General features: G+C 68.8%; 22 protein-coding genes and 1 riboswitch. Of the genes, 18 read left to right on the top strand and 4 right to left on the bottom strand.

The genetic code is table 11. The annotated features are described in order from the left end of the window. Nucleotides 1–2 precede the first annotated feature (2 nt). From dapF to PKD89_RS13000, 7 genes are all read left to right on the top strand, one after another. A complete protein-coding gene (dapF, locus tag PKD89_RS13030; RefSeq protein ID WP_289010831.1) occupies nt 3–806 on the top strand; it encodes a diaminopimelate epimerase in 804 nt (267 codons plus the stop codon). After that, nucleotides 803–2275, top strand: coding sequence for a GTPase HflX (hflX, locus tag PKD89_RS13025; RefSeq protein WP_289010832.1), 1473 nt, complete (start codon nt 803–805; stop codon nt 2273–2275). The genes dapF and hflX overlap by 4 nt, the downstream gene beginning before the upstream one ends. Then, nucleotides 2272–3375 (top strand): pyridoxal phosphate-dependent aminotransferase, encoded by a 1104-nt coding sequence (locus tag PKD89_RS13020; protein ID WP_287375158.1) that lies wholly within the window; start codon nt 2272–2274, stop codon nt 3373–3375. Before hflX ends, PKD89_RS13020 begins: the two co-directional genes overlap by 4 nt. Nucleotides 3376–3433: 58 nt before the next feature. Further along, nucleotides 3434–4090, top strand: coding sequence for a hypothetical protein (locus PKD89_RS13015; protein ID WP_287393477.1), 657 nt, complete (start codon nt 3434–3436; stop codon nt 4088–4090). Next, complete coding sequence (locus tag PKD89_RS13010) at nt 4087–4890, top strand: hypothetical protein (RefSeq protein WP_324332485.1); 804 nt, start codon at nt 4087–4089, stop codon at nt 4888–4890. The genes PKD89_RS13015 and PKD89_RS13010 overlap by 4 nt, the downstream gene beginning before the upstream one ends. Continuing rightward, nucleotides 4883–5986, top strand: coding sequence for a succinyl-diaminopimelate desuccinylase (gene dapE, locus PKD89_RS13005; RefSeq protein ID WP_289010834.1), 1104 nt, complete (start codon nt 4883–4885; stop codon nt 5984–5986). The genes PKD89_RS13010 and dapE overlap by 8 nt, the downstream gene beginning before the upstream one ends. Nucleotides 5987–6095: 109 nt before the next feature. Beyond that, nucleotides 6096–7169, top strand: coding sequence for a tetrahydrodipicolinate N-succinyltransferase N-terminal domain-containing protein (locus PKD89_RS13000; RefSeq protein ID WP_287375148.1), 1074 nt, complete (start codon nt 6096–6098; stop codon nt 7167–7169). A gap of 15 nt (nt 7170–7184) precedes the next feature. On the opposite strand, the gene lexA is transcribed toward PKD89_RS13000, so the two are convergent. Then, nucleotides 7185–7904 (bottom strand): transcriptional repressor LexA, encoded by a 720-nt coding sequence (gene lexA, locus PKD89_RS12995; RefSeq protein WP_289010835.1) that lies wholly within the window; start codon nt 7902–7904, stop codon nt 7185–7187. A gap of 212 nt (nt 7905–8116) precedes the next feature. Here lexA and PKD89_RS12990 point away from each other — a divergent pair, with 212 nt between their 5' ends. Both PKD89_RS12990 and nrdR read left to right on the top strand, forming a co-directional pair. After that, nucleotides 8117–8572 carry a LysM peptidoglycan-binding domain-containing protein gene (locus PKD89_RS12990; RefSeq protein ID WP_287375145.1) on the top strand — a complete coding sequence of 152 codons (456 nt, stop codon included), beginning with the start codon at nt 8117–8119 and terminating at the stop codon, nt 8570–8572. Between the two features lie 45 nt (nt 8573–8617). Continuing rightward, entirely contained in the window at nt 8618–9094 is a 477-nt protein-coding gene (gene nrdR / locus PKD89_RS12985; RefSeq protein ID WP_289010836.1) for a transcriptional regulator NrdR, read from the top strand. A 10-nt stretch (nt 9095–9104) separates the two neighbouring features. On the opposite strand, the gene PKD89_RS12980 is transcribed toward nrdR, so the two are convergent. Continuing rightward, the gene (locus tag PKD89_RS12980) at nt 9105–9848 is read right to left on the bottom strand and encodes a dihydrofolate reductase family protein (protein WP_289010837.1); all 744 of its coding nucleotides are present in this window, start codon (nt 9846–9848) and stop codon (nt 9105–9107) included. Nucleotides 9849–10375: 527 nt separating this feature from the next. Between PKD89_RS12980 and PKD89_RS12975 the strand changes: the two genes are divergently transcribed. The 3 genes from PKD89_RS12975 to lgt all read left to right on the top strand — a co-directional run bounded on the left by PKD89_RS12975 (nt 10376) and on the right by lgt (nt 14711). Further along, entirely contained in the window at nt 10376–13090 is a 2715-nt protein-coding gene (locus PKD89_RS12975) for a vitamin B12-dependent ribonucleotide reductase (RefSeq protein WP_289010838.1), read from the top strand. 99 nt (nt 13091–13189) lie between these two features. Next, nucleotides 13190–13693, top strand: a complete 504-nt coding sequence (locus tag PKD89_RS12970) for a CarD family transcriptional regulator (protein WP_287375137.1) — start codon at nt 13190–13192, stop codon at nt 13691–13693. A 13-nt stretch (nt 13694–13706) separates the two neighbouring features. Then, entirely contained in the window at nt 13707–14711 is a 1005-nt protein-coding gene (gene lgt / locus PKD89_RS12965) for a prolipoprotein diacylglyceryl transferase (protein ID WP_289010839.1), read from the top strand. 9 nt (nt 14712–14720) lie between these two features. Here the strand turns inward: lgt and PKD89_RS12960 are convergent, their stop codons facing one another. Then, nucleotides 14721–15551: a serine hydrolase domain-containing protein gene (locus PKD89_RS12960; protein ID WP_289010840.1), complete on the bottom strand. Its 831-nt coding sequence runs from the start codon at nt 15549–15551 to the stop codon at nt 14721–14723. A gap of 93 nt (nt 15552–15644) precedes the next feature. Between PKD89_RS12960 and PKD89_RS12955 the strand changes: the two genes are divergently transcribed. From PKD89_RS12955 to PKD89_RS12945, 3 genes are all read left to right on the top strand, one after another. After that, nucleotides 15645–16814: a DEAD/DEAH box helicase gene (locus tag PKD89_RS12955; protein WP_287375131.1), complete on the top strand. Its 1170-nt coding sequence runs from the start codon at nt 15645–15647 to the stop codon at nt 16812–16814. Nucleotides 16815–16819: 5 nt separating this feature from the next. Further along, the gene (locus PKD89_RS12950; RefSeq protein ID WP_289010841.1) at nt 16820–18718 is read left to right on the top strand and encodes an N-6 DNA methylase; all 1899 of its coding nucleotides are present in this window, start codon (nt 16820–16822) and stop codon (nt 18716–18718) included. Between the two features lie 197 nt (nt 18719–18915). Further along, a complete protein-coding gene (locus tag PKD89_RS12945; RefSeq protein ID WP_289010842.1) occupies nt 18916–19941 on the top strand; it encodes a hypothetical protein in 1026 nt (341 codons plus the stop codon). Nucleotides 19942–19988: 47 nt separating this feature from the next. On the opposite strand, the gene PKD89_RS12940 is transcribed toward PKD89_RS12945, so the two are convergent. Continuing rightward, nucleotides 19989–20453, bottom strand: coding sequence for a hypothetical protein (locus PKD89_RS12940; RefSeq protein ID WP_289010843.1), 465 nt, complete (start codon nt 20451–20453; stop codon nt 19989–19991). A 139-nt stretch (nt 20454–20592) separates the two neighbouring features. After that, nucleotides 20593–20709, top strand: a riboswitch (SAM-I-IV-variant riboswitch). A gap of 48 nt (nt 20710–20757) precedes the next feature. On the opposite strand from PKD89_RS12940, the gene metX reads away from it, so the two are divergent. From metX to PKD89_RS12925, 3 genes are read left to right on the top strand one after another with little or no spacing between them, the layout of a single operon-like run. Continuing rightward, nucleotides 20758–22035, top strand: a complete 1278-nt coding sequence (gene metX, locus PKD89_RS12935; protein WP_287375124.1) for a homoserine O-acetyltransferase MetX — start codon at nt 20758–20760, stop codon at nt 22033–22035. After that, complete coding sequence (locus PKD89_RS12930) at nt 22032–23198, top strand: aminotransferase class I/II-fold pyridoxal phosphate-dependent enzyme (protein ID WP_287375122.1); 1167 nt, start codon at nt 22032–22034, stop codon at nt 23196–23198. The genes metX and PKD89_RS12930 overlap by 4 nt, the downstream gene beginning before the upstream one ends. Next, nucleotides 23186–24007, top strand: a complete 822-nt coding sequence (locus PKD89_RS12925) for a DNA-formamidopyrimidine glycosylase family protein (RefSeq protein WP_289010845.1) — start codon at nt 23186–23188, stop codon at nt 24005–24007. Before PKD89_RS12930 ends, PKD89_RS12925 begins: the two co-directional genes overlap by 13 nt. Nucleotides 24008–24010: the final 3 nt, after the last annotated feature.

The raw sequence follows: 24010 nt of genomic DNA, 5'->3' as shown, positions 1-24010 counted from the left end.
ACATGCACTTCACCAAGCACCACGGCCTGGGCAACGACTTTCTGGTCGCCCTCGAAGCGAACAACGGCCCGCTTTCGGCCGGCCCAGAGCTCGCCCGCTCGCTGTGCGATCGACACACCGGCATTGGTGCCGACGGGCTGATCTGGGGGGCTGCGGCCCCCGATGCAGATGTGGCTTTTCGCCTGCACAACGCGGATGGCACCGAAGCGGAAATCTCCGGCAACGGGCTGCGTTGTCTGGCTCAGGCCTGGCTGCGTTCCGCCAACCGCAGCGATGGTCAGGTGTCGGTGGCCACGCCCGGCGGGGTCCGCCAGGCCATCGCAACGTCCTCGGACGATCCGGCGACACTCACCGTCTGCGTCGAGATGGGTCCGGTCGGCGCCGGCCCGGAGCTGCCAGCGGTCATCGGCGAACTGGGGATCGACCAAGCGATGTCGGCGTCGGTGGGCAACCCCCACGTCGTTCTGCTCGGCCCTGGCTCGTTGGCCCCGAACCTGGCCTCGGTCGACTTGATCAAGGTGGGGCGTCGCGTGGAGAGCGCCGTGCCGGGCGGGGCCAACGTCCACCTGATCGAACAGTCAGGGGAGGACCGACTGGTCATGCGACCGTGGGAGCGCGGCGTCGGCATCACCGAGGCCTGCGGTTCGGGCGCCACCGTGGCGGCTTGGGTGGCCCGCAGCTGGGGGCTGGTCGGCGACACGGTGGTCGTTTCCATGCCCGGTGGTGAGGTGACGGTCGAACTCGGGTCACAGTCGGCGTCGCTGATCGGTCCGGCCACCTATGTGGCGGACGTGGAGACGCATTGAGCAACACGAACATGAAGGGCAACAACATCAGCGACGACGGCATCGGCGACGAGGATTTCTACGGCGGAGCGCTGACCGATGACGATGCGGCCGATGAAGCGGTATCGGTCGTCGAGCCGGCCGAGCCCACCGAGGAGTCGCACCGCGGTGGTTTTGGCGAGTTCGGTGGTGAGACCCGAGGTCTCATCGAGCGAACCTACCGGGAGCGGATCCTGCTGGTCGCCGTCGCCGTCGCCATCGACGGCGCCGGGGGCGCCGGCACCGTCGAGGATTCCTTGGACGAACTGGCATTGCTCGTCGACACGGCGGGCGCCGACGTGGTGGGTCGCATCACCCAGCGGCGTCGCGCCCCCGACCCGGCCACCTACGTCGGATCCGGCAAGGCGGCCGAGATCAAGGCGCTCGCCGAAGCCACCGACTGTGACACGGTCGTCTTCGACGACGAGCTGAGCCCTGCCCAGCAGTTCAAGCTGGAGAAGCTGCTCGGCCGCACCGCGATCGACCGTACTGCGGTGATCCTGGACATCTTCGCCCAGAACGCCTCTAGCCAGGAGGGCAAGGCCCAGGTCGAGTTGGCCCAGCTTCGCTATCTGGCGCCCCGATTGAAGGGCCGCGGCCGGGCGCTCTCCCAGCAGGCCGGTGGCCTCGGAGGCGCCCGACGCGGTCCGGGCGAGAAGGCGCTGGAGACCGACCGCCGTCGGCTTGGACGGCGGGTGCACAAGCTCGAGTCCGAACTCCGGGAGGTGGGACGCCACCGGGCCACCCAGGCAAAGGCCCGCCAACGCTCGGGCGTCGCCCACGTGGTGGTCGTCGGCTACACCAACGCCGGCAAGTCGACGCTGGAGAACGCTCTGACCGATGCCGGGGTCCTCGTCGAGGACCGGTTGTTCGCCACGCTGGACCCGACGACCCGTCAGCTGGCGTTGCCGGGTGGGGAAGTGGTGCTGCTCACCGACACGGTCGGCTTCATCCGCAAGCTGCCCCACGAGCTGGTCGAGGCCTTCAAAACCACCCTGTCGGTCGTGTCCGAGGCCGATCTGCTCGTGCACGTCGTCGATGCCTCGTCGGCCGACCCGGCCGAGGAGATCGCAGTGGTTCGGGCGATCATCGCCGAGGTAGGGGGTGGGGATCGCCCGGAACTGCTGGTGTTCAACAAGGCCGACCTTTCCCCCGACGCCGACCGGCTGGCCGAGGCGAGCCCGGGTGCGGTGGCGGTGTCTGCGGCAACCGGTTTGGGGATCGACGCGTTGGTCGAGGCGATCGGTGACCGCCTCCGCTCGCAGCGCCCGGTGGTCGAACTGCACATCCCTTGGGCCCGGGGCGATGTCATCGCCTCGGTGCACGCCCACGGCGAGGTGCTCTCCGAGGTGTCCGGCCCCGACCAGATGGTGATGCGAACCCGACTGCGCGAGGAGCAGCGGGGCCGTTTCGCCGAGTTCGAACCGGCGGCGCCAGTCGAGCCTCGATGATCGAAGGGGCGATCGACCTGCGGCTCGGGTCGCCGTGCGACCCCCCGCCCGACCTGGTGATCGACGCGATGGCGTCGGCCGCCGACAGCCTGGGGCCCTACGGCAAGTCGGTGGGCTCGCCCGTCTTCCGGCAGGCGGCGGCCGACTGGATGCGCCGTCGACTCGATGTCGAGATCGACCCCGAGTCGGTGGCGGCCTGCGTGGGGACCAAGGAGTTCGTCGCCGGCCTGGCCCTACTGCTCGGGGCGGGATGTGGCCGCGGCCGGGACACCGTGCTCATCCCGGCGGTCGCCTATCCCACCTACGCTGTGGGCGCCGAGCTGGCCGGCTGCCGGGTGGTGCGGGTGCCGATGACCGATCGCTTCACGCTCGATCTGGCTGGGGTCGATGCCGACGATGCCGCCCGTTCCAGGCTGCTGTGGGTGAACTCGCCCGGCAACCCGGCCGGCGGACTCGACGATCTGGAGGCGGCTGCGGCCTGGGGGCGCGAGCGGGGCATCGTCGTGTGCTCCGACGAGTGCTACGTCGAGTACACGTGGAGCGGAGCGCCGGTCGGCGAGGTGGGGCTGCCGGCCTCGACGATGCTCTCCTCGGGAACGAGTGGCGTGTTGGCGCTCCACTCGCTCTCCAAGCGATCAAACCTGGCCGGGGGGAGGATCGGGTTCTACGCCGGCGACGCCGCCCTCATCGCCGAGCTGGGGGAGCGGCGCCGGGAACTGGGGTTGGTGGTGCCCGGGCCCATGCAGGCTGCCGGAGCGACGGCCTGGAGCGACCAGCAACACGTGACCGAGCAGCGCGAGCGATATCTTCGACGCCTCGAACGCCTGGCGGAGGCGGCCGTGTCGGCCGGGTGCTTCGATGTTCGCCTGCCGGAGGGCGGGTTTTACCTGTGGCTGGACGTTGGCGATGACGACCGTGCGGCGGTTGCGACCCTCGCCGGGGCGGGCGTCCTGGTGCAGCCGGGCTCGATCTACGGGGCGGCCGGAGCAGGCCGGGTCCGCCTGGCCGCCGTACGCCCCGACGCCGAGATCGATGAGGCCGCCCGGCGTCTGGAGGCACTGCGTGGGGTCCTCGCCGGCGGCGCCGGTTGGCGGCGGTGAACGCTCCAGGCATGCTCGTGCACCCACCCGACGGGTTGGGGCTGCGATGATGGGGGCGATGACGTCGTCGGCAACCTCGCGCCCTCACCTGCCCGGCGCCTCGACGCGCCCCCAGTCGGTGAGACCATCGGTGATCTGGGCCTATCTGGGGGCTGCGATGGCGGTGGTCGGGGTGATTCTTGCCGTCAGCTTGGTCGCCATCGGATTTCTCTCCGACGGTGGTCCCGAAGAGGTGGGACGAACAGATTTCCCCGGTCAGGTGTCCTTCACATCCCCGTCCCGGGACAAGCCGTTTGCCATCTACCTCGAGCGCTCCACCCTGTCCGGGGACCCAGGGGTCCCGGGGTATTTGACACCGATCGTCACCCGAGGCGATGGCGAGGTTCCGGTCGATACCGATGCCAAGATCGATCGCCATGCCGGTGTGTCGACCGAGATGATCCCGATCGGCTCGTTTGTCGCCGTCGGAGGTGACTACACGGTGACGGTCGACCCGGACGGTTCCTCGGCCGGTGACGATGTTGCCATCGTCGTCGCCGATCCCGATGTGGCGTCGACCGGCACCGCCCTCATGATCTGGGGGGCGGCAGTTGGCGCCGGATTGTTCGTGGTCGGCATGGGAGTGGCGGTCGGCGTCGGGCGAGCACGCGACCGGGCGCGGGTGAGGGCACTGGTCGAGGGTCGCGCCGGTACCGAGTCCGGCGGAACTCCGTGAGTCCTCAGGAGGGAGCGGTACAGACGGCCGACGAGGTGGCTCAGTCCAAGGCAATGCGCTGGGCGATGGGGTTGTTGTTCGCAGCCGGCGTGTCGGTGATGGTCGGGTTTCTCGCCACCCAGTTGCTGACCGGCCGGTCGATGGAGCGTCTCGGCCCGTCGAGCGATGCCGTGGTCCGTGAACGGGTTCCCTCCAGCGAGAAGGTGCGCATCGAACAACCGGGCACCTACGACGTGTTCTACGAGCAGGCAGCGCCGTCGACGGGGGTGCCCGGATCCCTCGACGTCACCGTCCGTTCGGATCGGGGCGAGCTGGGCTTGGACACGCCGGATCCGGTGCTGAGCACGATCATCGACGATCGCAGCTACGTGGCCTTTCACACCGTGAGGATCCCGCGCGCCGGCACGTACACCCTCGACGTGGCGGTCAAGGGAGGCGAGCCGGCGGGATCCCTTTTCGAGGACGACCGCGTCGTCCTCGATCGGGCCGACCGGGAGGCCGATGCCTTGTGGATGTTGCTGGGTCTCGCACCGGCGGCGGCCGGGTTGGTTTTGGCGGCCTGCTTCGGGGTCGCCTCGGTGTGGGTCCGGGCGCGGAGTGCCCGGGCCGGCCGGGCGGACGGACGAGGACCTTCGGGCGGGTCGGCATTCCCCGGCCGCTGGGGCCCGCCAACCGATCACGCCTTCCGCGATCCGCCGCCGCCGCCGGAATTCCCCCGGGCAGGGCCCCCGGCTGGCCCCGATGCCGGCGACCAACCGCCGACCGAAGGTGAGCCTCCGGTCGCCGACGACCGTGCCTGAGCTCACGACCGACCTGCTCTCGGCGACCAGCCGGTTGATGGGGGTGCGGTCGGAGAGCTTCGACGAGCGTGCACTGGCCGATCTCGTCGAGGCTGACCTGTCTGCGCTGGTGAGCGCTCGAGGGGAGACCTTTACGGTGGACCGGGTTGGGGACAACGTCGTGGCCCGGACCCACCTCGGCCGTTCCGCCCGATTGATCCTGGCTGGGCACCTCGACACGGTTCCCGCCAACGACAATTCGATTCCGCGACTGGACGGCGATGTGCTGTGGGGGCTGGGCTCGGCCGACATGAAGGGCGGCCTGGCCGTCATGTTGGACCTGGCCTGCGCCATCGCTGAACCGGCGGTCGACGTCACCTGGGTGTTCTATGCCCGAGAGGAGGTGGCGACCGCCCATTCGGGGCTGCTCGAGCTGGAGCGCCTTCGACCCGACCTGCTCGGCGGAGACGTCGCCCTCCTGGGGGAGCCGACCGATGGTGCGCTGGAGGCGGGCTGCCAGGGGTCGGTGCGCGTGCAGGTTGCGCTCAGGGGTGTCCGGGCCCACACCGCTCGGGCATGGATGGGGCAGAACGCCATCCATCGAGCGGGCGAGCTTTTGTTGCGGTTGAACGACTGGCGGCCTCGGCGACCGACGATCGATGGCTGCACCTACCATGAGGCCCTCCAGGCGGTGGCCATCGAGGGCGGCGTGGCCGGCAACGTGGTGCCAGATGCGGTCACGCTCACCGTCGTCCACCGCTTCGCCCCGGACCGCGGCCTCGACGAGGCGGAGGCCTGGCTGCGGGGCTGGCTGGCCCCTTCGTTGTCCGACGGTGATGCGATCACGGTGGTTGACCGGTCGCGAGCTGCCCCTCCAGGGCTCGGGCACCCGCTGCTCGCTCGGCTGATCGAGCGTCATCACCTGGAGACCAGAGCCAAGCTCGGATGGACCGACGCCGCCTTCTTTGCTGAGCGCGGTATCCCTGCGGCCAACTTCGGGCCCGGGGACCCGGTCGTTGCCCACACCGCCGACGAACGGCTTGAGCGAGCGAGCATCGATCGGGTCTGGGCGGTGCTCGGGGACCTCTTGGTGAACGGCGTCGTCGACGTTCCGTAGCCATGTCCCTTCCCACCTTTTACCGGTTCTGCGGGGCGACCCTATGATGCGGGGCCCGTAGGGTTGACCGGCAACGGCGACGATCCTCGATCCCCTGGGAGCGCATTTGATGTCAGCCACCCCACCCGCCGCCTTCGGCATCGGCACGGCCACCTTCTCGGTGCAGGGTGACGGCACCAAGGTTCTCGACACCTATTTTCAGGTGGTCAACGTCGCAGCTCACGGCGACGTCGCCGAGGTGTTGGCCCGTCACGCCGGCCACGAAGGTGGCCCCGGTACGGTGACCTTCTCGCCAAACCGGTTGGCCGACGTGGTCATGCAGTTGCAGGCGACCGCCCAGGATGCCGAAGCCAACCGGCGTTGCTTGGCGGCCCTTCGGGAGAGTCGCTTTGCGGAGAATCAGGGGCTCGGCACCCGTTTCGAGGTCGTCGTCACCTTCATCGAGGACCTCGACGCGCCGCCGATCGATGCTCACGACGCCTACCTCCGGCTTCACCTGTTGTCGCATCGAGTGAAGCGGCCGCACAGCATCAACCTGGACGGCATCTTCGGGCTGCTGTCCACCGTGGCATGGACCAGCCACGGGCCAGCCGATCCGGACACTCTGGCCGAGGTCCGCAGCCGTCATCGCACCGAGGGTCGTCAGCTCACCGTGCACTCGGTCGACAAGTTCCCACGGATGGTCGATTACGTGGTGCCGTCGGGGGTTCGCATCGCAGACGCCTCGAGAGTCCGGCTGGGCGCCTATCTGGGTGAGGGCACCACCGTCATGCACGAGGGCTTCGTCAACTTCAATGCCGGCACGCTCGGGTCGGCGATGATCGAGGGCCGCATCAGTGCCGGCGTCGTTCTCGGGGACCAGACCGACCTGGGCGGCGGGGCCTCGGTGATGGGCACCCTCTCCGGCGGTGGCAACGAGGTGATCAGCATCGGCCAGCGCTGTCTGGTGGGTGCCAACGGTGGCTGCGGCATCTCGCTCGGCGACGACTGCGTCATCGAAGCAGGGCTGTATCTCACCGCCGGCACCCCGGTGACGATGGCCGACGGGTCGGTTCGCAAGGCCCGAGACCTGTCCGGGGGCTCGCAGATGCTGTTTCGGCGCAATGGTAAAACCGGGGCCGTGGAGATGGTGCCCAGGGTGCCCGACTGGGGTGGGTTGAACCCCGACCTCCACGCCAACTGAGCCGCCCGGAAGCGGTCAGAGCTTGCGGAGCACGGTAACCACCCGACCGAAGATCACGACCTCCCCGGGCGGATAGCACAGGGGCTCCATCGTCGAGTTGGCGGGCGTGAGGGTGGTGCCCTCCGACGAGTGTGTGGTCAGCGTTTTGACCGTCGCCTCTTCACCCGGGATGCCGGCGACGACAATCTCGCCGCGATCGGCGGTCGACTGCTGACGAGCGACCACATAGTCGCCGCTGAAAATACCGACATCGATCATCGAATCCCCGCGAACGGTCAGCATGAACAACTCACCGTCGCCGGTGAGGTCCTGGGGGAGCGGGAGTAGCTCTTCGATCTGCTCTTGGGCGATGACGCCAGTGCCGGCTGCAACCGAGCCGACCAGGGGCACGTGGCGTACCGGCCGCCGTTCGGCGACGTCGGCCTTGCCGTCGGTGTGCACCTCGATCGCTCGCGGTTTGGTTGAGTCCCGGGTGAGGTAGCCCAGGCGTTGAAGCGTGGCGAGGTGGGAGTGGACTGTGGAGGGCGAGGTCAGGCCAACTGCGGTGCCGATCTCCCGCACCGACGGGGGATACCCACGGGCGTTGACCGAGTCGATCACGCAGTCGAGCACCTCACGCTGGCGTGCGGTCAGCGGATCGGGGCTCTCGCCGGTCGGCTGTGCCTTCGAGAGCCGAGATTTCCGGGTCTGAGGCTTGGGGTGCTGTGACTGGGGGGGCTGTGACTTGGCGGCCATGGTCGCTCCTCGATGGATCTGTTGACCGAGGTGGTCGAACGAGCGTTCCCCAGTGTAACCGGGGTCACCTACGAGTGCAAGAACACCCGTTCGACGAACGCGAGTGCGATCGGTCCTTGACAGTCGAACGTCCGTTCCCCAAACTGAGCGAACACTCGTTCGGAAACTCGCCGGCGAGCTTCACTGTCACACCCGATCAGGACACTTGCGACATGGTTGCGCTACAGACATCAGATTCCAATCCTCGAACCGAGCCGATCGAGCGGGCGACGCGCCTGCGAGTGGTCGACTCAGAGCGATGGTCGGCGGCCCACCCGGCGGTTCGAGCCCGTCGAGGCGAGCTCGCTCCGACGGCCCCGGTGCGCCCGTCGGTGCGCCGCAGCCGATGGGTCTACCTCCGTCGACGGGCGGTGGCTGCGTTGGTGCTGCTGGCGCTGATGTGGGCGGCGATCGCGGTCGTGACGGAGATGGTTGGTGGCGGGTCGGGCTCGGCCGGCGCCGCCGAGGACGTTCGCACCCACGTGGTCGTGCCCGGCGACACCTGGTGGTCGCTGGCCGGCGAACTGGATCGTCCGGGTGACATTCGAGACGCTGTGGACTCGATCATCGAACTCAACGGATCAGAGGATTTGCGAGCGGGACAGCGTGTGGTGCTCCCACTCGGATAGGCGGTGTCGTGCGCCCTGGGCGTCAGGGCGTTACCGTGCCCGCTCGTGCGATGTCCGATTTGTAGCGAACTGGAAGACCGGGTGGTGGACTCCCGATCTGTCGATGATGGTGCCGGTATTCGCCGTCGTCGCCAGTGCGCTGGCTGCGGCGCCCGCTTCACCACCTTCGAGCGGGTCGAGGAAGCCCCGTTGGTGGTCCGCAAGAGTGACGGCACCAAGCAGCCCTTCGACCGAACCAAGATCGAGGCAGGGGTGTTGTCGGCTGCCAAGGGCCGGCCGGTGTCACTGGCCGACGCCACGGCTCTGGCGGTGGCGATCGAAGAGGGCCTGGCCGGGCAGGGCGGCGAGACGTCGACCGCCGAGGTGGGGCGGCTCGTCCTGGAACAACTCGCCGAGCTCGACGAGGTCACGTACCTGCGCTTCGCCAGCGTGTACAAGGCGTTTCAAGGCCTGGGCGACTTCCAGGCCGAGCTGGGTCGGCTGTCGAAGGTGCCGAGCAGTAACGGCGCCGACCCGGGGTAGGCCTTGCCGGCTAGACCGGCCGGAGGTAACGGAGGAACAGGTCGTCTTCGGCCGCCCAGGCCCGGGCCATCGTCCAGCGATCAGGGTCCAGGTCCGGTCGATCCAACAACGCCAGGCCCGCGCCGACCAGGCGCGGGGCGAGCGTCAGGCAGAGTTCATCGAGCGACTGCGATGCCAACAGCGCTCCGAGCAGTCCGGGGCCACCTTCGGTCAGAATCATCGGTGCGCCGGAGCGGGCAAGCGTTTCGGTGGCCTCCTCGGCGGCGCTGCGAACGCCCGCAAGCGGCTCGACGGCAACGCCGATGGCGGTGAGGGCGCGCCGATCGGCTTCAGGCGTGGAGGACCCGGTGAGCACGTGCAAACGTTCCGGCGCGTCGAACAGGCCCGTGTCGTCAGGCAGCTCGAGGCTTCCGGACAGCACTGCCAAGGTGGGCAGCGGGGTCCGTCCGGACTCGCGTCGGGCCTCCTGGAGCCCGGCGGACAACCGAATCGGTCCGTAACGCTCGACGCGGACGGTTTTTGCCCCGACCAGGATGACGTCGGCGAGCGCACGTATCGCCTGGAACATCGCTCGGTCGAGGGGGCCACCCAGTCGCCCGGAGCGACCGTTCAGGGCAGCCCGACCGTCGAGCGTCGACACCATGTTGGCCATGACCCAGGGCGAATTCTCGGCGCTCGGCCGAGGCTCCCGATCGAGCAGTCGAAAGAGTTCGACGGCGGTCGAGTGGGATTCGATAGTTCGCACCTCGGGCATGTGAGCACCCTACCGGCCCGAGATTTTCTTCGGCCGGTGGGCGCCCGTCTGTCCACCGGCCACCAAACGTGCATCCACAGCGCTGTGGATTGGAGCTGCGGGCTTGCTGGTCCGCCTCCTTGCGGCTCTGGCCCTGCGATCTCGCGGATGGTTCGCCACCGTCTCGTCTTCGACACCGGCGGTTGCCAGGAACCCTTGTCCACAGCGTGTTTGGAGCGTTGTGGACAAGGCGCACGGTGCCGATGGGTCGACGACGAGATCTGGGCTCGACAGACCCGGTGGGGCGGTCTCTATGGTGGTCGAAACGAACGTTGCATGGGCGGTCGGACGGTGGTGGCTGGCAAGTCGACTGTGGTCGACGACACCTGGGACGAGGAAGGATCGGCACCGGCACCGACGATGAGTCGGGTGCCGGAATGATTTTTCGGGAGCCCCCCCTTCCGCCCATGCAACGGCTCGCTCACCACGGGCCGAGCCCGTCGATCGACCACCCCCCCCAATCCCGTCCACAAGGTCGAGGAGTAGCCATGACACTGGCCCCAGTTGCGCCCTCCGTCGGAATCCGCAGGCACCACACGGCGCCCGGCGACGATGGATACCAGGACATCTCCTGGTCTCGCCGGACCGCACGCATCACCGACTACCGCACTGGCGAGGCGGCCTTCGAGCAGGCCGACGTCGAGTTTCCCGAGTCGTGGTCGCAGAACGCCACCAACATCGTCGCTCAGAAGTACTTCCGGGGCACGCAGGGCAGCCCCGAGCGGGAGACCTCGCTTCGTCAGGTGATCGACCGCGTCGTGTCGACCATCGCCTCCTGGGGTCTCGCTGACGGCTACTTCGCCGACGAGGCCGAGCGGGCCACGTTTGCCGCCGAGCTCACCTGGCTGCTCGTGCACCAGCGGGTGGCGTTCAACTCGCCGGTGTGGTTCAACATCGGCGTGGCCGGCGCTCCAAAGCAGGCATCGGCCTGCTTCATCCTGTCGGTGGACGACACGATGGACTCGATCCTCAACTGGTATCGGGAGGAGGGGGTCATCTTTAAGGGTGGTTCGGGAGCCGGCGTCAACCTCTCGGGAATCCGTTCGTCCTACGAGCGGCTTTCCAGTGGCGGCACGCCGTCGGGTCCCGTGTCGTTCATGCGGGGCGCCGATGCCTCGGCGGGCACGATCAAGTCTGGTGGGACCACCCGACGGGCGGCCAAGATGGTTGTTCTCGACGTCGATCATCCCGACGTCGAGGACTTCATCTGGTGCAAGGCCACCGAGGAACGCAAGGCACGCGTGCTGGCCGAGGCCGGCTTTGACATGGATCTCGATGGGGCCGACTCCCACTCGGTCCAGTACCAGAACGCCAACAACTCGGTCCGTCTCTCCGACGAGTTCATGGAGGCGGTCGAGGGCAATGCGGACTACGAGCTGCGGGCGGTGGCCACCGGCGAGACCCTGCGCACCGTGCCGGCTCGCCGCCTCTTGCGCCAGATTGCCGAGGCGGCCTGGGAATGTGCCGACCCGGGTGTGCAGTTCAGCTCGACGATCAACCGGTGGCACACCTCGGCCGCTACCGGCCCGATCAACGCCTCCAACCCGTGCAGCGAGTACCTGCACCTCGACAACTCGGCCTGCAACCTGGCCAGCCTCAATCTGTTGTCGTTCCTCGACGATGACGACGGCTTCGACCTGGACGAGTTCGCTCACGCCGTCAACATCACGTTGCTGGCCCAGGAGATCCTGGTCGGCAACGCCGACTACCCGACCGAGGCAATCGGCGAGACCACCCGTCGCTTTCGCCAACTCGGCCTGGGCTACGCCAACCTCGGCGCGCTGCTGATGGCGCTCGGGCTTCCCTACGACTCCGATGCCGGGCGTGCGTGGGCGGGCTCGATTACCGCCTTGATGACCGGTGCCGCCTATCGCACGTCGGCCCGGGTGGCCGAGCGCATGGGCCCGTACGCCGGCTTTGAGGACAACCGAGCCGACCAGCTTCGGGTGTTGCACCAACACCGTGATGCCCTCGCCGGGCTCTCGACGTTGGCGTCGTCCCAGGCGATCAACGCCGCCGCAGCGGAGGCGTGGGACGAGGCGATCGAGACCGGTGAGCGGGTGGGGGTGCGCAACGCCCAGGTGTCGGTGCTCGCGCCGACCGGCACGATCAGCTTCATGATGGATTGCGACACGACCGGAATCGAGCCGGACCTCGGGCTGGTGAAGACCAAGAAGCTGGTCGGAGGCGGCACGATGGCCATCGTCAACCAGACGGTGCCGCGGGCGCTCAGGCGCCTGGGTTACGCCCAGGACGAGATCGAGGCGATCGTGGCCTACATCGCCGAAGAGCGCACAGCGGTGGGCGCACCGGGCCTGAAGGCCTCCGATATCGATGTCTTCGCCTGTGCCATGGGGCTACCGACGATTGGTGCGATGGGGCACCTGCGGATGATGTCGGCGGTTCAGCCGTTTCTGTCCGGCGGTATCTCCAAGACGGTCAACCTGGCCGAGGAGACCACGGTCGACGAGCTCGAATCCCTCCTGATCGAGTCGTGGAAGCTCGGCATCAAGGCGGTGGCGGTGTACCGCGACAACTGCAAGGTGGGCCAACCGCTGTCCGCCGGCAAGGACCCGGTAGCGGCGGCCCCAGCGGAGCCGGTTGTCTTCCGGGGCACGAAGGAGAAGCTGCCCCGCTCTCGCCGGTCGCGCACCTTCGAGTTTCGGGTGGCGGATTGCAAGGGGTACGCGACCGTGGGGGAGTACGAGGACGGGCGCCCCGGTGAACTGTTCGTGCGGGTCTCCAAGCAGGGTTCGACGTTGGCCGGGATCATGGACGCCTTTGCCATCTCGGTGTCCCATGGCCTGCAGTACGGCGTTCCGCTGTCCTCCTACGTTCGCGGCCTGACCGGCATGCGCTTCGAGCCCGCCGGCATGACCGACGATCCCGAGATTCGCATCGCCAACAGCCTGATGGACTACCTGTTCCGCCGGTTGGCCCTCGATTATCTCGATCCGGACGAGCGGGCCGGGCTGGGTATCTTCTCGGTCGCCGAGCGGCTTCAGCCCACGCTGCCCGGCGTCGAGGAGCTGTCGGTGGAGACGGTCACCGGCCAGGACCTCGACCCGATGGCCACGCCGACCTCGGCGTCCTCCGCCCAGGACTCGCACGCGCCGCTGTGCATGCAGTGCGGGGTGCGAATGGTGCGCTCCGGGTCGTGCCACGCCTGTCCGGAATGCGGCGGCACCTCCGGTTGCAGCTGAGGCCGACTGGGCGAACGCCTCAGAATCGTGCGAGACTGACACGTTCATTTTCGGGGCCGAGCGCAGTGTCGGCCCACCCCGTTTTCGACAGAGGTGTCTGTGGCGTTTGACGTTGGTGACCGAGTGGTCTATCCCCATCATGGTGCGGCGATCATCGTCCGCAAGGAGACGCGCGACTTCAACGGAGAGGACACCGAATACCTGGTCCTCGAGGTCAAGCGGGAAGAGACCCGGGTGACCATCTCGGTTCCGTCGGAGAAGGTGGACGACGTTGGCATGCGCCCGCCGATCAGCCGGGACGAGGTCGAGGACCTGTTCGACCTGCTGGCCAAGCGGGACATCCGCGAGCCGGCCAACTGGAGCCGTCGCTTCAAGAACCATCAGGAGAAGCTGAAGTCCGGCGACGTGTATCAGGTGGCCGAGGTCGTCCGGAACCTGTCCCTGCGCGACCAGGCCAAGGGCCTCTCGGCCGGTGAGAAGTCGATGTTCCTCAAGGCGCGCAGCGTGTTGGTGTCCGAGTTGAGCTTTGCGCTCGACCTGACCGAAGAGGATGCGCTCGACAAGGTGCTCGACACCTTGACCGCAGAGCCCAGCGAAGCCTGAGGCGACTCGAGCGATGAGCTTGGGATCCCTCGCCTTCATCCCGGCGCCTCCATTCGACACGATCGGCCCCTTTCGGCTGTACGGCCTGATGATCGCCCTCGGCGTCCTGGCGTCGGTGGCGCTGGCCAGAAGGCGTTGGGCTGCGCGGGGCAACGACCCCGAGCAGATTTCGAGCATTGCGTTGTGGGCGGTTCCCGCCGGCCTGATCGGGGCGCGGATCTACCACGTGATCACCGACTACGACCGCCTGTACTGCGGTACCCCCAACTGCGAGCGAAGCCTGTTCCCCGGGGCGTTCGAGATCTGGAACGGCGGGCTCGGCATCCCCGGTGGCATCATCGTCGGCGTCGCCGTCGGGGTCTACGTCGGATATCGCATGGGCATCGACTGGCGCGATTGCATCGATGCCGCCATTCCCGGGCTGCCGTTGGCTCAGGCGATCGGTCGGCTGGGTAACTACTTCAACCAGGAGCTGTTCGGACGCCCGACCACCGTGCCATGGGCGCTCAAGGTCGATCCCAAGGGCGGCTTCCTCGACGGTTACGTGCCCGGCTTCGAGACCTATCACCCCACGTTCGCGTACGAGCTGATCTGGAACCTGGGCGTCGTCGGGGTGCTGTTATGGATCGACTCCAAGCGCCGGTTGGGTAAGGGCAAGATCCTCGGGTTGTACGTGGCGCTGTACTTCCTGGGCCGTCTCTGGATCGAGGCGATGCGCTCGGACACGGCCACCAAGGTCTTCGGCCTGCGGGTCAACATCTGGACCTCGATCATCGGCATCGCCATCGGCACCGTCATCGTGTTGTGGAAGGGGCCGTTGCGCTCGAAGGCCGCGACCGCCGAGGCGCTGGCGGTCGAGCCCTTCGTGTTCGACGCCGTCGCACAGACGGTGCCTGTGGGCGACGAGCCGGTCGACACGACGAGCGACGACCCCGAAGGTGATGGTGACCCGACCGTCGGTCCGGAAGGCGAGAACGGCCCCGAAGAGGCGGACGGGGCGACCCTGCAGGAGCCCTGAGGCTCGCCCTCAGCGTTCCAGCTCGGCGCCGAGGGCGGCGTCGTTGATCCTCGGCCAGGCGTCGATCGCCCATTGCCCGAAGTCCCGGTCGCCCAGAAACACCGCCGTGCGCCTCGCCTCGGGATCGACCCACAGAAACGTGCCGGTCTGGCCGAAGTGTCCGAAGGTGGCCGCCGAGTTGTCGAGCCCGGTCCAGTGCGGCGACTTGTTGCCCCGCACCTCGACGCCCAGCCCCCACGGGTTGGGTGTCTGGCGGCCGTAGCCGGGCAGGACGCCGTCGAGCCCGGCAAAGGCCACGCTCGTCACCCGGTCGATCGTCGTCGGGTCGAACACGGTGGGTGCAAGCAGCTCCTGGCCGAAGCGGATCAGGTCGGCCACCGTCGACGTGGCACCCCAAGCGGGGCTGGCATCCAGGTGGGTGGAGGCCATGTCGAGCGGCGCGCAGACGCCCTCGTGCAGATAGGTGGCCATGCTGAGACCACTCGCCGCCGCCAGGTGTTCGGCGGCCACCTCGAAGCCGGTGTTGGAGTAGATCCGTCGGGTGCCCGGTGCGGCGATTGCATCGCGGCCTTCGAAGGGCAGCCCCGAGGCGTGGGCGAGCAGGTGCCCAAGGGTCGAGCCCTCGGGCCCGGCCGGATCGTCGAGCGAGACGGTGCCCTCCTCGATCGCCAACCAGGTCGCCGCTGCGGCCAGCGGCTTGGTGACCGACGCCAACCGGTAGCTCCTCGACGGATCGCCGACGATCGTCGCCGGCCCGCTCGGGCCGGCGACGGCGAACGTCCAGTGGCCTGGCCGACCGCCGAGCGCCTGGTCAACGATGGATTCGAGGTGGTCAACCATGTTTCGAGCGTAGGCGCACCACCTCGGTTCGAGCCGCGGTACCCCGAGCGATCGTGGTTTGGCCGTCCGCTGGCAGTAACGTGAGCGCCCAACATGACAAAAACTTTCGCTGATCTCGGCGTCGACCCTGCTTTGGTCGACAACCTCTCCGAGCGGGGCATCACCTCGCCCTTTCCCATCCAAACCCTGACCATCCCCGACGCGTTGGCCGGCCGAGACGTTCTTGGCAAGGCCAAGACCGGTTCGGGCAAGACCCTGGCGTTCGGCCTGCCGCTTCTGCAGCAGCTGGAGACCGCCCGTCCCAAGCGTCCGACTGCGATCTGCCTGGTCCCGACGCGTGAGCTGGCGACCCAGGTGCGCGACGAGCTCGCCCCGTTGGGCGAGGGCACCGACGTACGGGTGCTCGCCATCTACGGCGGTGCCCCGATCGAGAAGCAGATCGCGGCGCTCAACCGAGGCGTCGAACTGGTCGTTGCCACGCCCGGTCGCGCCATCGACCTGATCGAGCGCGATGCGCTCGACCTGTCCGAGGTAACCCACATCGTCATCGACGAGGCCGACCGCATGGCCGACATGGGCTTCCTGCCTCAGGTGGAGTGGATCCTTCGCAACGTCGAGGGCAAGTGCCAGACCCTGCTGTTCTCGGCGACGCTCGATGGCGTGGTCAACACGCTGGTCAGCCGCTACCAGGAGGACCCGAGCTTCCACGAGGTGGCCTCCAAGGGTGAGACCGTGGAGGAGATGCACCACACGTTCCTCAAGGTGCACGATCGCGACAAGGCCAAGGTGGCGGCGTCGATCATCGAGAACACCGGTCGCACGCTGGTGTTCTGCGCCACCAAGCACGGGACCGACCGGGTTGCCCAGGAACTGAACGACTTGGGTATCGAGGCCGAGGCGATGCACGGCGGCGTGCCCCAGAAGCATCGTGAGAAGGCGCTGTCGAACTTCATGAAGGGCCGCCTCGGCGCCTTGGTGGCCACCGACGTGGCCGCCCGTGGCATCCACGTCGACGATGTCCAGGTCGTGATCCACTTCGATCCGCCCGCCGACCACAAGACCTACCTGCACCGCTCGGGCCGGACCGCACGGGCCGGCGCGTCGGGCCGGGTGGTCAGCCTGGTGCTGTGGAAGGACGAGCTCGAGGTGCGGCGCATCCAGCGCCGGCTTGGCCTGGAGCTGCCGATGGTCGAGGTGTTCTCCAACGACTCCAGGCTGGAAAACCTGGCCGTGTTCGACGAGCTGGAGTCGGAAAGCGTCTGAACGCGTTGTCCGACCCGGCCGGGCGCTGGCTGGCACGGACCGCCTCGGACTTTCGGGCCGACGGGGTCGCCCCCTTGGCTGCCGTGGCCACCCTGGCGCTTCACGGCCGGGCGCCATCGGACCTGCCCGGGTGGTGCGACGTCGTCGATCACCTGTCGGGAGGTTCGGCCAGTGCCCTCGATCCTCCGGCCGGGGTGCCGATCTGTGACCTGCTGGGTCCGCTCTATGAGCTGATGCTGGCCGACGCCGCCCGTCGGGCGGCCGGCGTGCACTTCACCCGTCCGGCACTGGCCTCGGGCCTGGTGGCGCTGGCGGTGGGGGCTCGTCCGGCCGGTGGACGCGCCGAGGGCGCCGCGCTTGTCGAGGGCGAGGTCGCCCTCGATCCGGCCTGTGGCGCCGGTGCGTTCCTGGTGGCGGTCGGCCGTCTTCTGGTTGCGAACCCGACCAAGCCGTCGGACCCCGCTGCTCACCCGCCGACGGCCAACGAGGCGCTCAGCCGTCTGGTCGGAGCCGACCTCGACGCGGACGCGTTGGTCGTCGCTCGGGCCGCGCTGGCCAGGTGGGCGCTGGACGAGGGTGGTCACCGCGTCGGCGTCGCCCTGAACGAGCCTGCGCTGACGTGCTGCGACTCCCTCACCCAACCCGAGGAGCTGGTGGCGTCGGTCGGCGACCATGCCGTCGGGCTGATCGTCGGCAACCCGCCGTTCCTCGCCCAGCTTCGGGCGGGCACCCGCCACGATGCCGAGCGCCGCGCATCGTTGGCCTCCCGTTTCGGGGCAGCGGTCGGGGCCTACACCGACACCGCGGCGTTGTTTCTGCTGGCGGCGACCGAGTTGATCTCGGTTGGGGGAGCGGTGTGCCTCGTCCAACCCCGCTCGGTGTTGGCGGCCCGCGATGCGCGCGCCGTTCGGGCCGAGTTGGTCCGCCGAACCGAGGTGTGCGCCGCCTGGGTGGGCGACGGTGGGTTTGGGGCATCGGTCGAGGTGTGGGCACCCGTGCTCATCCGCAGGGGCGCTCGGGTCACGGAGGTGCGGGTGGTCGGCGGGGCGGAGGCCGAGCACGAGGTCGGGCGGGTGCCGGCCGACGTGCTGCGCCAGGACAGCTGGGGCGCGTTGGTCGCCACCGCCGAGGGGTTGCCGGCGCTGCGGTCGCCGACCGGTCGGTCCGCCGGCCGCCTGGGCGAGGTCGCCCGGTTCAGCGCCGGGTTTCGCGACGAGTACTACGCCATGCTCGAGCTGGCAAAGGAGGCCCCGGGCTTCGACGGCGCGGCACCGGACGAGCAGATGGCGGAACGTGCCCTCCCGGCGGGGTATGCCGCGCTGGTTTCGTCCGGGCTGATCGACCCCGGTGTGTGTCGATGGGGGCGCAAGCCGATGCGGTTCGGGAAGCGTCCATGGCGGGCGCCGGTCGTAGCGCTGGCTGCGCTGGACGACCCGGATCACCCGGGGGCGACCTGGGCCCGACGCCAGCTCGTGCCCAAGGTGCTCGTCGCCAGCCAGACCCGGGTGATCGAGGCCGCCCCCGACGGTCAGGGCCGGGCCATCGGGCTCACCCCGGTGATCAGCGGGGTGCCCGACGGCATTGACCTGGCCCACCTGTTGGCCGTGCTGTGCTCCCCGGTCAGCACGCTGGCCGTCGTCAGCGCGATGGCGGGCAGTGGCCTGGGTCGGGCGGGCGTGCGGGTGTCGACCTCCGTGCTCGCCGACCTGAAGCTGCCGGTTCACCGGGAGCCGTGGGACGAGGCGGCGGCGCTGCTCGCAGGCCGGTGCTCACTGGGTTCAGGCGTCGATCCCGCAACGATGCAGGCGGTGCGCGAGCTCATGTTGAGAGCGTCGGGAATCGGCAATGGCAACGAGGTACGTGCATGGTTCGAAACTCTGGCGGGACCGCCACCGGCGAACTAGGTTCCCCGAATACGCTTCGGTGGGATCGACCACCGTTCGTTCGAAGAATCTGGAGGGCATCGGTGCGGCGTTCATCACACAGGACCGGATCCGTTCGACTGGTTGTGACGAGCCTGCTCGTGGTGGCGCTGGGTGCGTGTGGCAGCGGTTCCGAGACCGCATCAGGCGACGCAGGAGAACGGTGCACATCGGGTCTTGTGGCCACAGCTACGGGGGTGCAAGGCGGAGCGTCGACCCGCGCGCAGGTTGACGTCGAGGTTCCCGACTGCTGGCCCGATGGGCGCAGCTTCACCATGGGAGCGGGATGGGAGGTCGTCGGGGTGGACACCTCCGAGGTGTTGTGTTCGGCCAAGTTCAGCTTCGACGAGGTGCCGAATGCAGGTTCGTCACACCGCTTGGACTTCGAGTTCACAAACTGCGCCGTGACGGCCGGGCGCGAGGTGTCCCTTCGAACGGACGCCCCCGACTTCTCCCTGGCGAAGACCACGCTGGTTGCAGGCGGGGAGGCGGGCACGGTCGCGACCACCAAACCGACCGCGGCCCCCAAGCCCCTGCCGCAGCGGACGGCCGTTCCGGTAGCACCGAGGTTCAACCTGGTCGAAGTTCGCACCGGCGAGCACGACGACTACAGCCGTCTGGTGTTCGAGTTCACGTCGGGTCCGCGACCCGACGTGAACGTGGGGGTGTCTGGCTCGGAACTGACCGTGCAGTTCACCGAGAACCAGATCGGAGGTGCGATGGATCAAGAAATCCTGGACACTTCCCGAATCGGTACCCCGGTGGTGGGGGAGGCGGGCACCCGGTGGACGGTGCCGGTTCCCGCCGGCGTTGTCATGACACACGAGTGGCTGGATGGGCCGAACCGGTTGGTGGTCGACCTCTCCGGTCCGACCTTCGCCTCGGCAACCGCTCCGCCTGACGAGTCCGGCGCACGGGCGACATACAACCTGGTTGAAGTTCGGACCGGCGATGAGGGCAGCAGGAATCGGGTGGTTTTCGAGTTCGACGGATCGGTGCCGCCATGGGACGTGATCGACGACTCGGGCCGCGTGATCGTCTCCTTTGACGGCGACGTCCGCGGGCCCGCATCCACCGACTTCAAGTCGACGGTCGTGGGGTCGGTCAACCGCGAGGGAGCCAACTCCTGGCTCATCGAAGGCGTTACAGCCGTCGAGGACACATCGGAACTCACTGGACCGGCGCGAGTCGTCATCGACTTCTGACCCGCCCGGGCGCAGCCATCGGCGGAGGCCCTCGGGGTCGGGACCGGTCAGCTGAGCAGCGTGTGGGCGTCCTGAAACAGTTGGACGATCAACAGGATGAACACGCCACCGCCGATCACCGAGTAGCGCCAACGCCAGGGGTGATCGCCGGCGAAGAACCTGCGTACCGAGAAGAAGATCGCCGTCATCGACACCAGCGACAACACGATGCCCAGCACCGGGCCGAAGACGCCGGAGAGGCCGACGAGTGGCCCGAGCAGGGGCAGCGCCACGTAGGTCACGAGGCAGCGGGTCGCCGAGATCCACATCGACTTGGCGAAGGCGTTGTTGGCGCCGAGGAGGCTCTCCCGGGGAGCGTCGGCGGGCAGACGGAGCACCCGGCGCGCCCGAAGATCCCAGGCGGAGCGCTCGGGGGTGCCGGCGGCGATCGCGGCCGCATCGACCGGGCAAAGGGCGACGGCCTCGTCGGAGGCTGCGTGCATGGGGCAGCCGGAGCCAGCGGCGGTCGTCACGGGGGGAGACTCGCTCGACGCGTGCTCCGGGGCTGACTCGACGAGATCCATCGGGGCAAGGGTACGCCTTTTGCCACGGCTAAACCCAGCGCTTCCCCAACATGCGGCCGGATGGCCCCTGGACTACCCTTCGGCTCGTCAACAGCATTTCGAGCGACCCGTTGGTGTCGGGTCCGGCAACCTGGGACGGACACCCAAGGTGCCATCCCGCCTAGCGGTGGGGATGCGGTCCACCGGGACAACCAACGTGTCCGTCGCCTTGTGTGTTGCCCCGACGCCGCGGTTCACCTACCCCCGAGCGTCCATGACCACTGCCCCCACCGAGCGAACACCCGATCAGCCATCGGGCGCGCCAGCGTCACAGGATCCGTTGCCGGTCAGCGGTGCCTGGGTGCCCGGTGACCCGCCGGGGCGCCGCCGGTTCGCCCCGGTCGGGCGGGGGCGCACCCTGAAGCTCGAAGCGGGCGGCCAGCTCTCCGAGGTCACCGTCGCCTACGAAACGTGGGGAAGGCTCAACGAGGCCGCCGACAACGCCGTGCTCGTGCCCCATGCGCTGACCGGTGACAGCCATGCGGCCGGTCGCGCGGGGCCGGCGCACCCGACGCCGGGTTGGTGGGACGCCATGATCGGCCCCGGGCGTCCGATCGACACCGACCGCTACTTCGTGGTCTGCCCCAACGTGCTCGGCGGTAGCCAGGGCAGCACCGGGCCTGCCCACCCCGAACCGGGCACGGGTCGGCCCTACGGGTCCCGCTTTCCGTGGGTGACGATTCGTGACATGGTCCGCACCCAGGCCGACCTCGCCGACCATTTGGGCATCGAGGTGTGGCATGCGGTGGTCGGCGGCTCGATGGGGGGCATGCAGGGGCTGGAGTGGGCCGTGATGTACCCCCACCGTCTGGGACGGCTCGTCGCCATGGCGACGACGACGGCGGCCTCGGCGCAACAGATCGGCTGGTCGCTCGTCGGCAGGCGGGCGATCGCCAACGACCCGAACTTTGCCGGCGGCGACTACTACGGCCGGGCCCCGGGTTGTGGCCCCCACGCCGGACTGGCCGTGGCGCGATCGGTGGCCCAGATCACCTACCGCAGCGAGTCGGCCTACGCCGAACGGTTTGGACGGGCTCGTGTGGCGGCGCGCGGCGACCTCGACGCCGCGGTCCGCTACGACGTCGAGAGCTACCTCGACTACCACGGGGACAAGCTGTCTCGACGCTTCGACGCCAACAGCTACCTGCGTATGAACCGGGCGATGGACCTCCACGACCTTGGCCGCGGACGGGGCGGGATCGAAGCGGCGCTGCGCCGGATCACCGTACCGGTCCAGGTGATTTCGATCGACTCGGACGCGCTCTACCCTCCGTATCAGCAGCTCGACCTGTACCGGGGCCTGCGGGCGGCCGGCGGCACCGCCGGCTTCCGGTCGATCCACAGCAGCGAGGGCCACGACGGGTTTCTTCTGGCGATCGATCAGATCGGCCCGATCGTGTCGAGCTTTCTCGCCGGCGACGAACCGGCCGGTGAGCCGAACGACGACCACCCCGCCCAACCCGACCGCACCGACGAAAGAGGCCGACCGTGACCGACCATCTCGAGACGACGGCCATCCGCGCCGGCCGCTCCGCCGACGGCCGGGCGCTGGCCCCGGTGATGCACGCATCCACCACCTTCGCCCTCGAAAGCGTCGACGAGGGCCGACGCCTGGCGAGCGCACCCGGGTCGACCAACTTCTACAGCCGCTACGGCAACCCGAGCGTGGCCGCCTTCGAGGAGGCGATCGCCGAGTTGGAAGGAGCCGAGGCGGCGCGGGCGTTCGCCTCGGGCATGGGGGCGATGTCGGCGGTCGTGCTGGGCCTGTGCTCCACCGGCGATCACATCGTCACCCAAAACCGCCTGTACGCCGGCACCCAGATGCTGTTCTCGGCGGTGTGTCCCCGCTTCGGGATCGAGGTCACCGCGGTCGACGGCACCGACCCGGACGCATGGGAGGCCGCCATCCGGCCGGGCAAGACCGTGCTGTGCGTGGCGGAGACCCCGGCCAACCCCCGCCTCGACCTGGTCGACCTGCGACGTCTGGGGGCGATCGCCGGACCGATGACCGTCGTCGACTCCACCTTCGCCACGCCCCTGGCCCAGCGCCCGCTGAGCTACGGGGTCGATCTGGTGCTGCACTCGGCCACCAAGGCGCTCGCCGGTCACAACGACGCCTCGTTGGGCGTGGTGGCCGGGTCGAAGGAGCTGCTTGACTGGGTGTGGGGCTTCGCCGTGCTGCAGGGCGCCAACGCGTCGCCCTTCGATGCGGTCAACGGCCTGCGCGGCCTGCGCACGCTGGGCGTTCGGGTGGCCCGCCAGACCGAGACCGCCACCCGGCTGGCCACCGAGTTGTCGAATCACCCCAAGGTGGCCGAGGTTGTGTATCCGGGGCTGCCCGGCTTCGCACAGGCCGAACTGGCGGCCGCCCAGATGGACCTGGCCGGCGGTCTGTTGACCATCGACTTGAGCGGCGGACTCGAGGCCGGGAGGGCGTTTGTCGAGTCGACCAGGATCGCTCAGCTGGCGCCGTCGCTCGGTGGCCCGGAAACGCTGGTGACCCATCCGGCGTCGACGACCCACGTCAGCCTGTTTCCCGACGAGCTGGAAGCGGCGGGCATCCGCCCGGGCACGGTGCGCATCTCGGTGGGCCTCGAGCATCCCGACGACGTGGTCAGCGATCTGCTGAGCGCGCTCGACGCGTGCCCGAGCTGATCGAGGCGGCCGCCTACGCCAGGACGGCCGGGCGGGCGGTGGGGGCGACCATCGTGGAGGTGATGCTGGCCGATCCCTCCTGGGTGCGGGGCGGGCTGAGCGGCGACGACCTGGCCTCGGCGCTGGTCGGTACCGAGGTCGTCGAGGTGGGGCGGTTGGGCAAAGTGGTGCTGCTCGGTACCGATGGGCCGACGTTGGCGCTGCGCTTTGGCATGACCGGGCGGCTGCTGTGGGACGACGACGCCCCGATCGACGAGCTGGTGTACGGCCCCAAACGCAGCGAGGAGGCGTGGGTGCGGTTCGCGCTGTCGCTTCAACACCCCGGCGAGGAGGTGGCGCACCGCCTGGCGGTCGAGGATGCTCGGCGCCTGGGCTCGGTCGAGCTCGATGCCGACCTGTCCGACCTGGGTCCCGACGCGGTCGGCATCCACGCCGAGCAACTCGCCGACGCCTTTGGGACGACCACGACGCCGTTGAAGGCGGCGCTGCTCGATCAGCGACGCTTGGCCGGCTTGGGCAACCTGCTCGTCGACGAGGTGCTGTGGCGGGCCGGGATGCACCCCGAGACGCCGGCCGGAACGCTGAAGGACGACGAGCTCGTACTGCTGGCCGACACGATCGCGTTGGTGGTCGCCGAGCTCTCGAAGCGTGGTGGATCCCACACCGGTGACCTTCAGCCCCAGCGGGCCCCCGACGGCGTTTGCCCTCGTGACGGTGCCCCGCTGGTGCGAGGGCGCGTCGGTGGGCGCACCACCTGGTGGTGTTCGCTGCATCAGAGACGCCCACGGTGGGGAGCGTCACCGGTTTGAGCG

Source organism: Candidatus Neomicrothrix sp. (assembly GCF_035329545.1).
GTDB lineage: Bacteria > Actinomycetota > Acidimicrobiia > Acidimicrobiales > Microtrichaceae > Microthrix > Microthrix subdominans.
The sequence above is the reverse complement of the archived record's forward strand: the minus strand, read 5'-3'. Positions and strand labels throughout refer to the sequence as shown.

What these genes read in the sequence shown, in the direction of transcription:
- dapF (WP_289010831.1), top strand. Translation starts at nt 3, where the DNA reads ATGCACTTCACCAAGCACCACGGCCTGGGCAACGACTTTCTGGTCGCC.
- PKD89_RS13020 (WP_287375158.1), top strand. Translation starts at nt 2,272, where the DNA reads ATGATCGAAGGGGCGATCGACCTGCGGCTCGGGTCGCCGTGCGACCCC.
- PKD89_RS13015 (WP_287393477.1), top strand. Translation starts at nt 3,434, where the DNA reads ATGACGTCGTCGGCAACCTCGCGCCCTCACCTGCCCGGCGCCTCGACG.
- PKD89_RS13000 (WP_287375148.1), top strand. Translation starts at nt 6,096, where the DNA reads ATGTCAGCCACCCCACCCGCCGCCTTCGGCATCGGCACGGCCACCTTC.
- lexA (WP_289010835.1), bottom strand. Translation starts at nt 7,904, where the DNA reads ATGGCCGCCAAGTCACAGCCCCCCCAGTCACAGCACCCCAAGCCTCAG.
- PKD89_RS12990 (WP_287375145.1), top strand. Translation starts at nt 8,117, where the DNA reads ATGGTTGCGCTACAGACATCAGATTCCAATCCTCGAACCGAGCCGATC.
- PKD89_RS12980 (WP_289010837.1), bottom strand. Translation starts at nt 9,848, where the DNA reads ATGCCCGAGGTGCGAACTATCGAATCCCACTCGACCGCCGTCGAACTC.
- PKD89_RS12975 (WP_289010838.1), top strand. Translation starts at nt 10,376, where the DNA reads ATGACACTGGCCCCAGTTGCGCCCTCCGTCGGAATCCGCAGGCACCAC.
- lgt (WP_289010839.1), top strand. Translation starts at nt 13,707, where the DNA reads ATGAGCTTGGGATCCCTCGCCTTCATCCCGGCGCCTCCATTCGACACG.
- PKD89_RS12960 (WP_289010840.1), bottom strand. Translation starts at nt 15,551, where the DNA reads ATGGTTGACCACCTCGAATCCATCGTTGACCAGGCGCTCGGCGGTCGG.
- PKD89_RS12955 (WP_287375131.1), top strand. Translation starts at nt 15,645, where the DNA reads ATGACAAAAACTTTCGCTGATCTCGGCGTCGACCCTGCTTTGGTCGAC.
- metX (WP_287375124.1), top strand. Translation starts at nt 20,758, where the DNA reads ATGACCACTGCCCCCACCGAGCGAACACCCGATCAGCCATCGGGCGCG.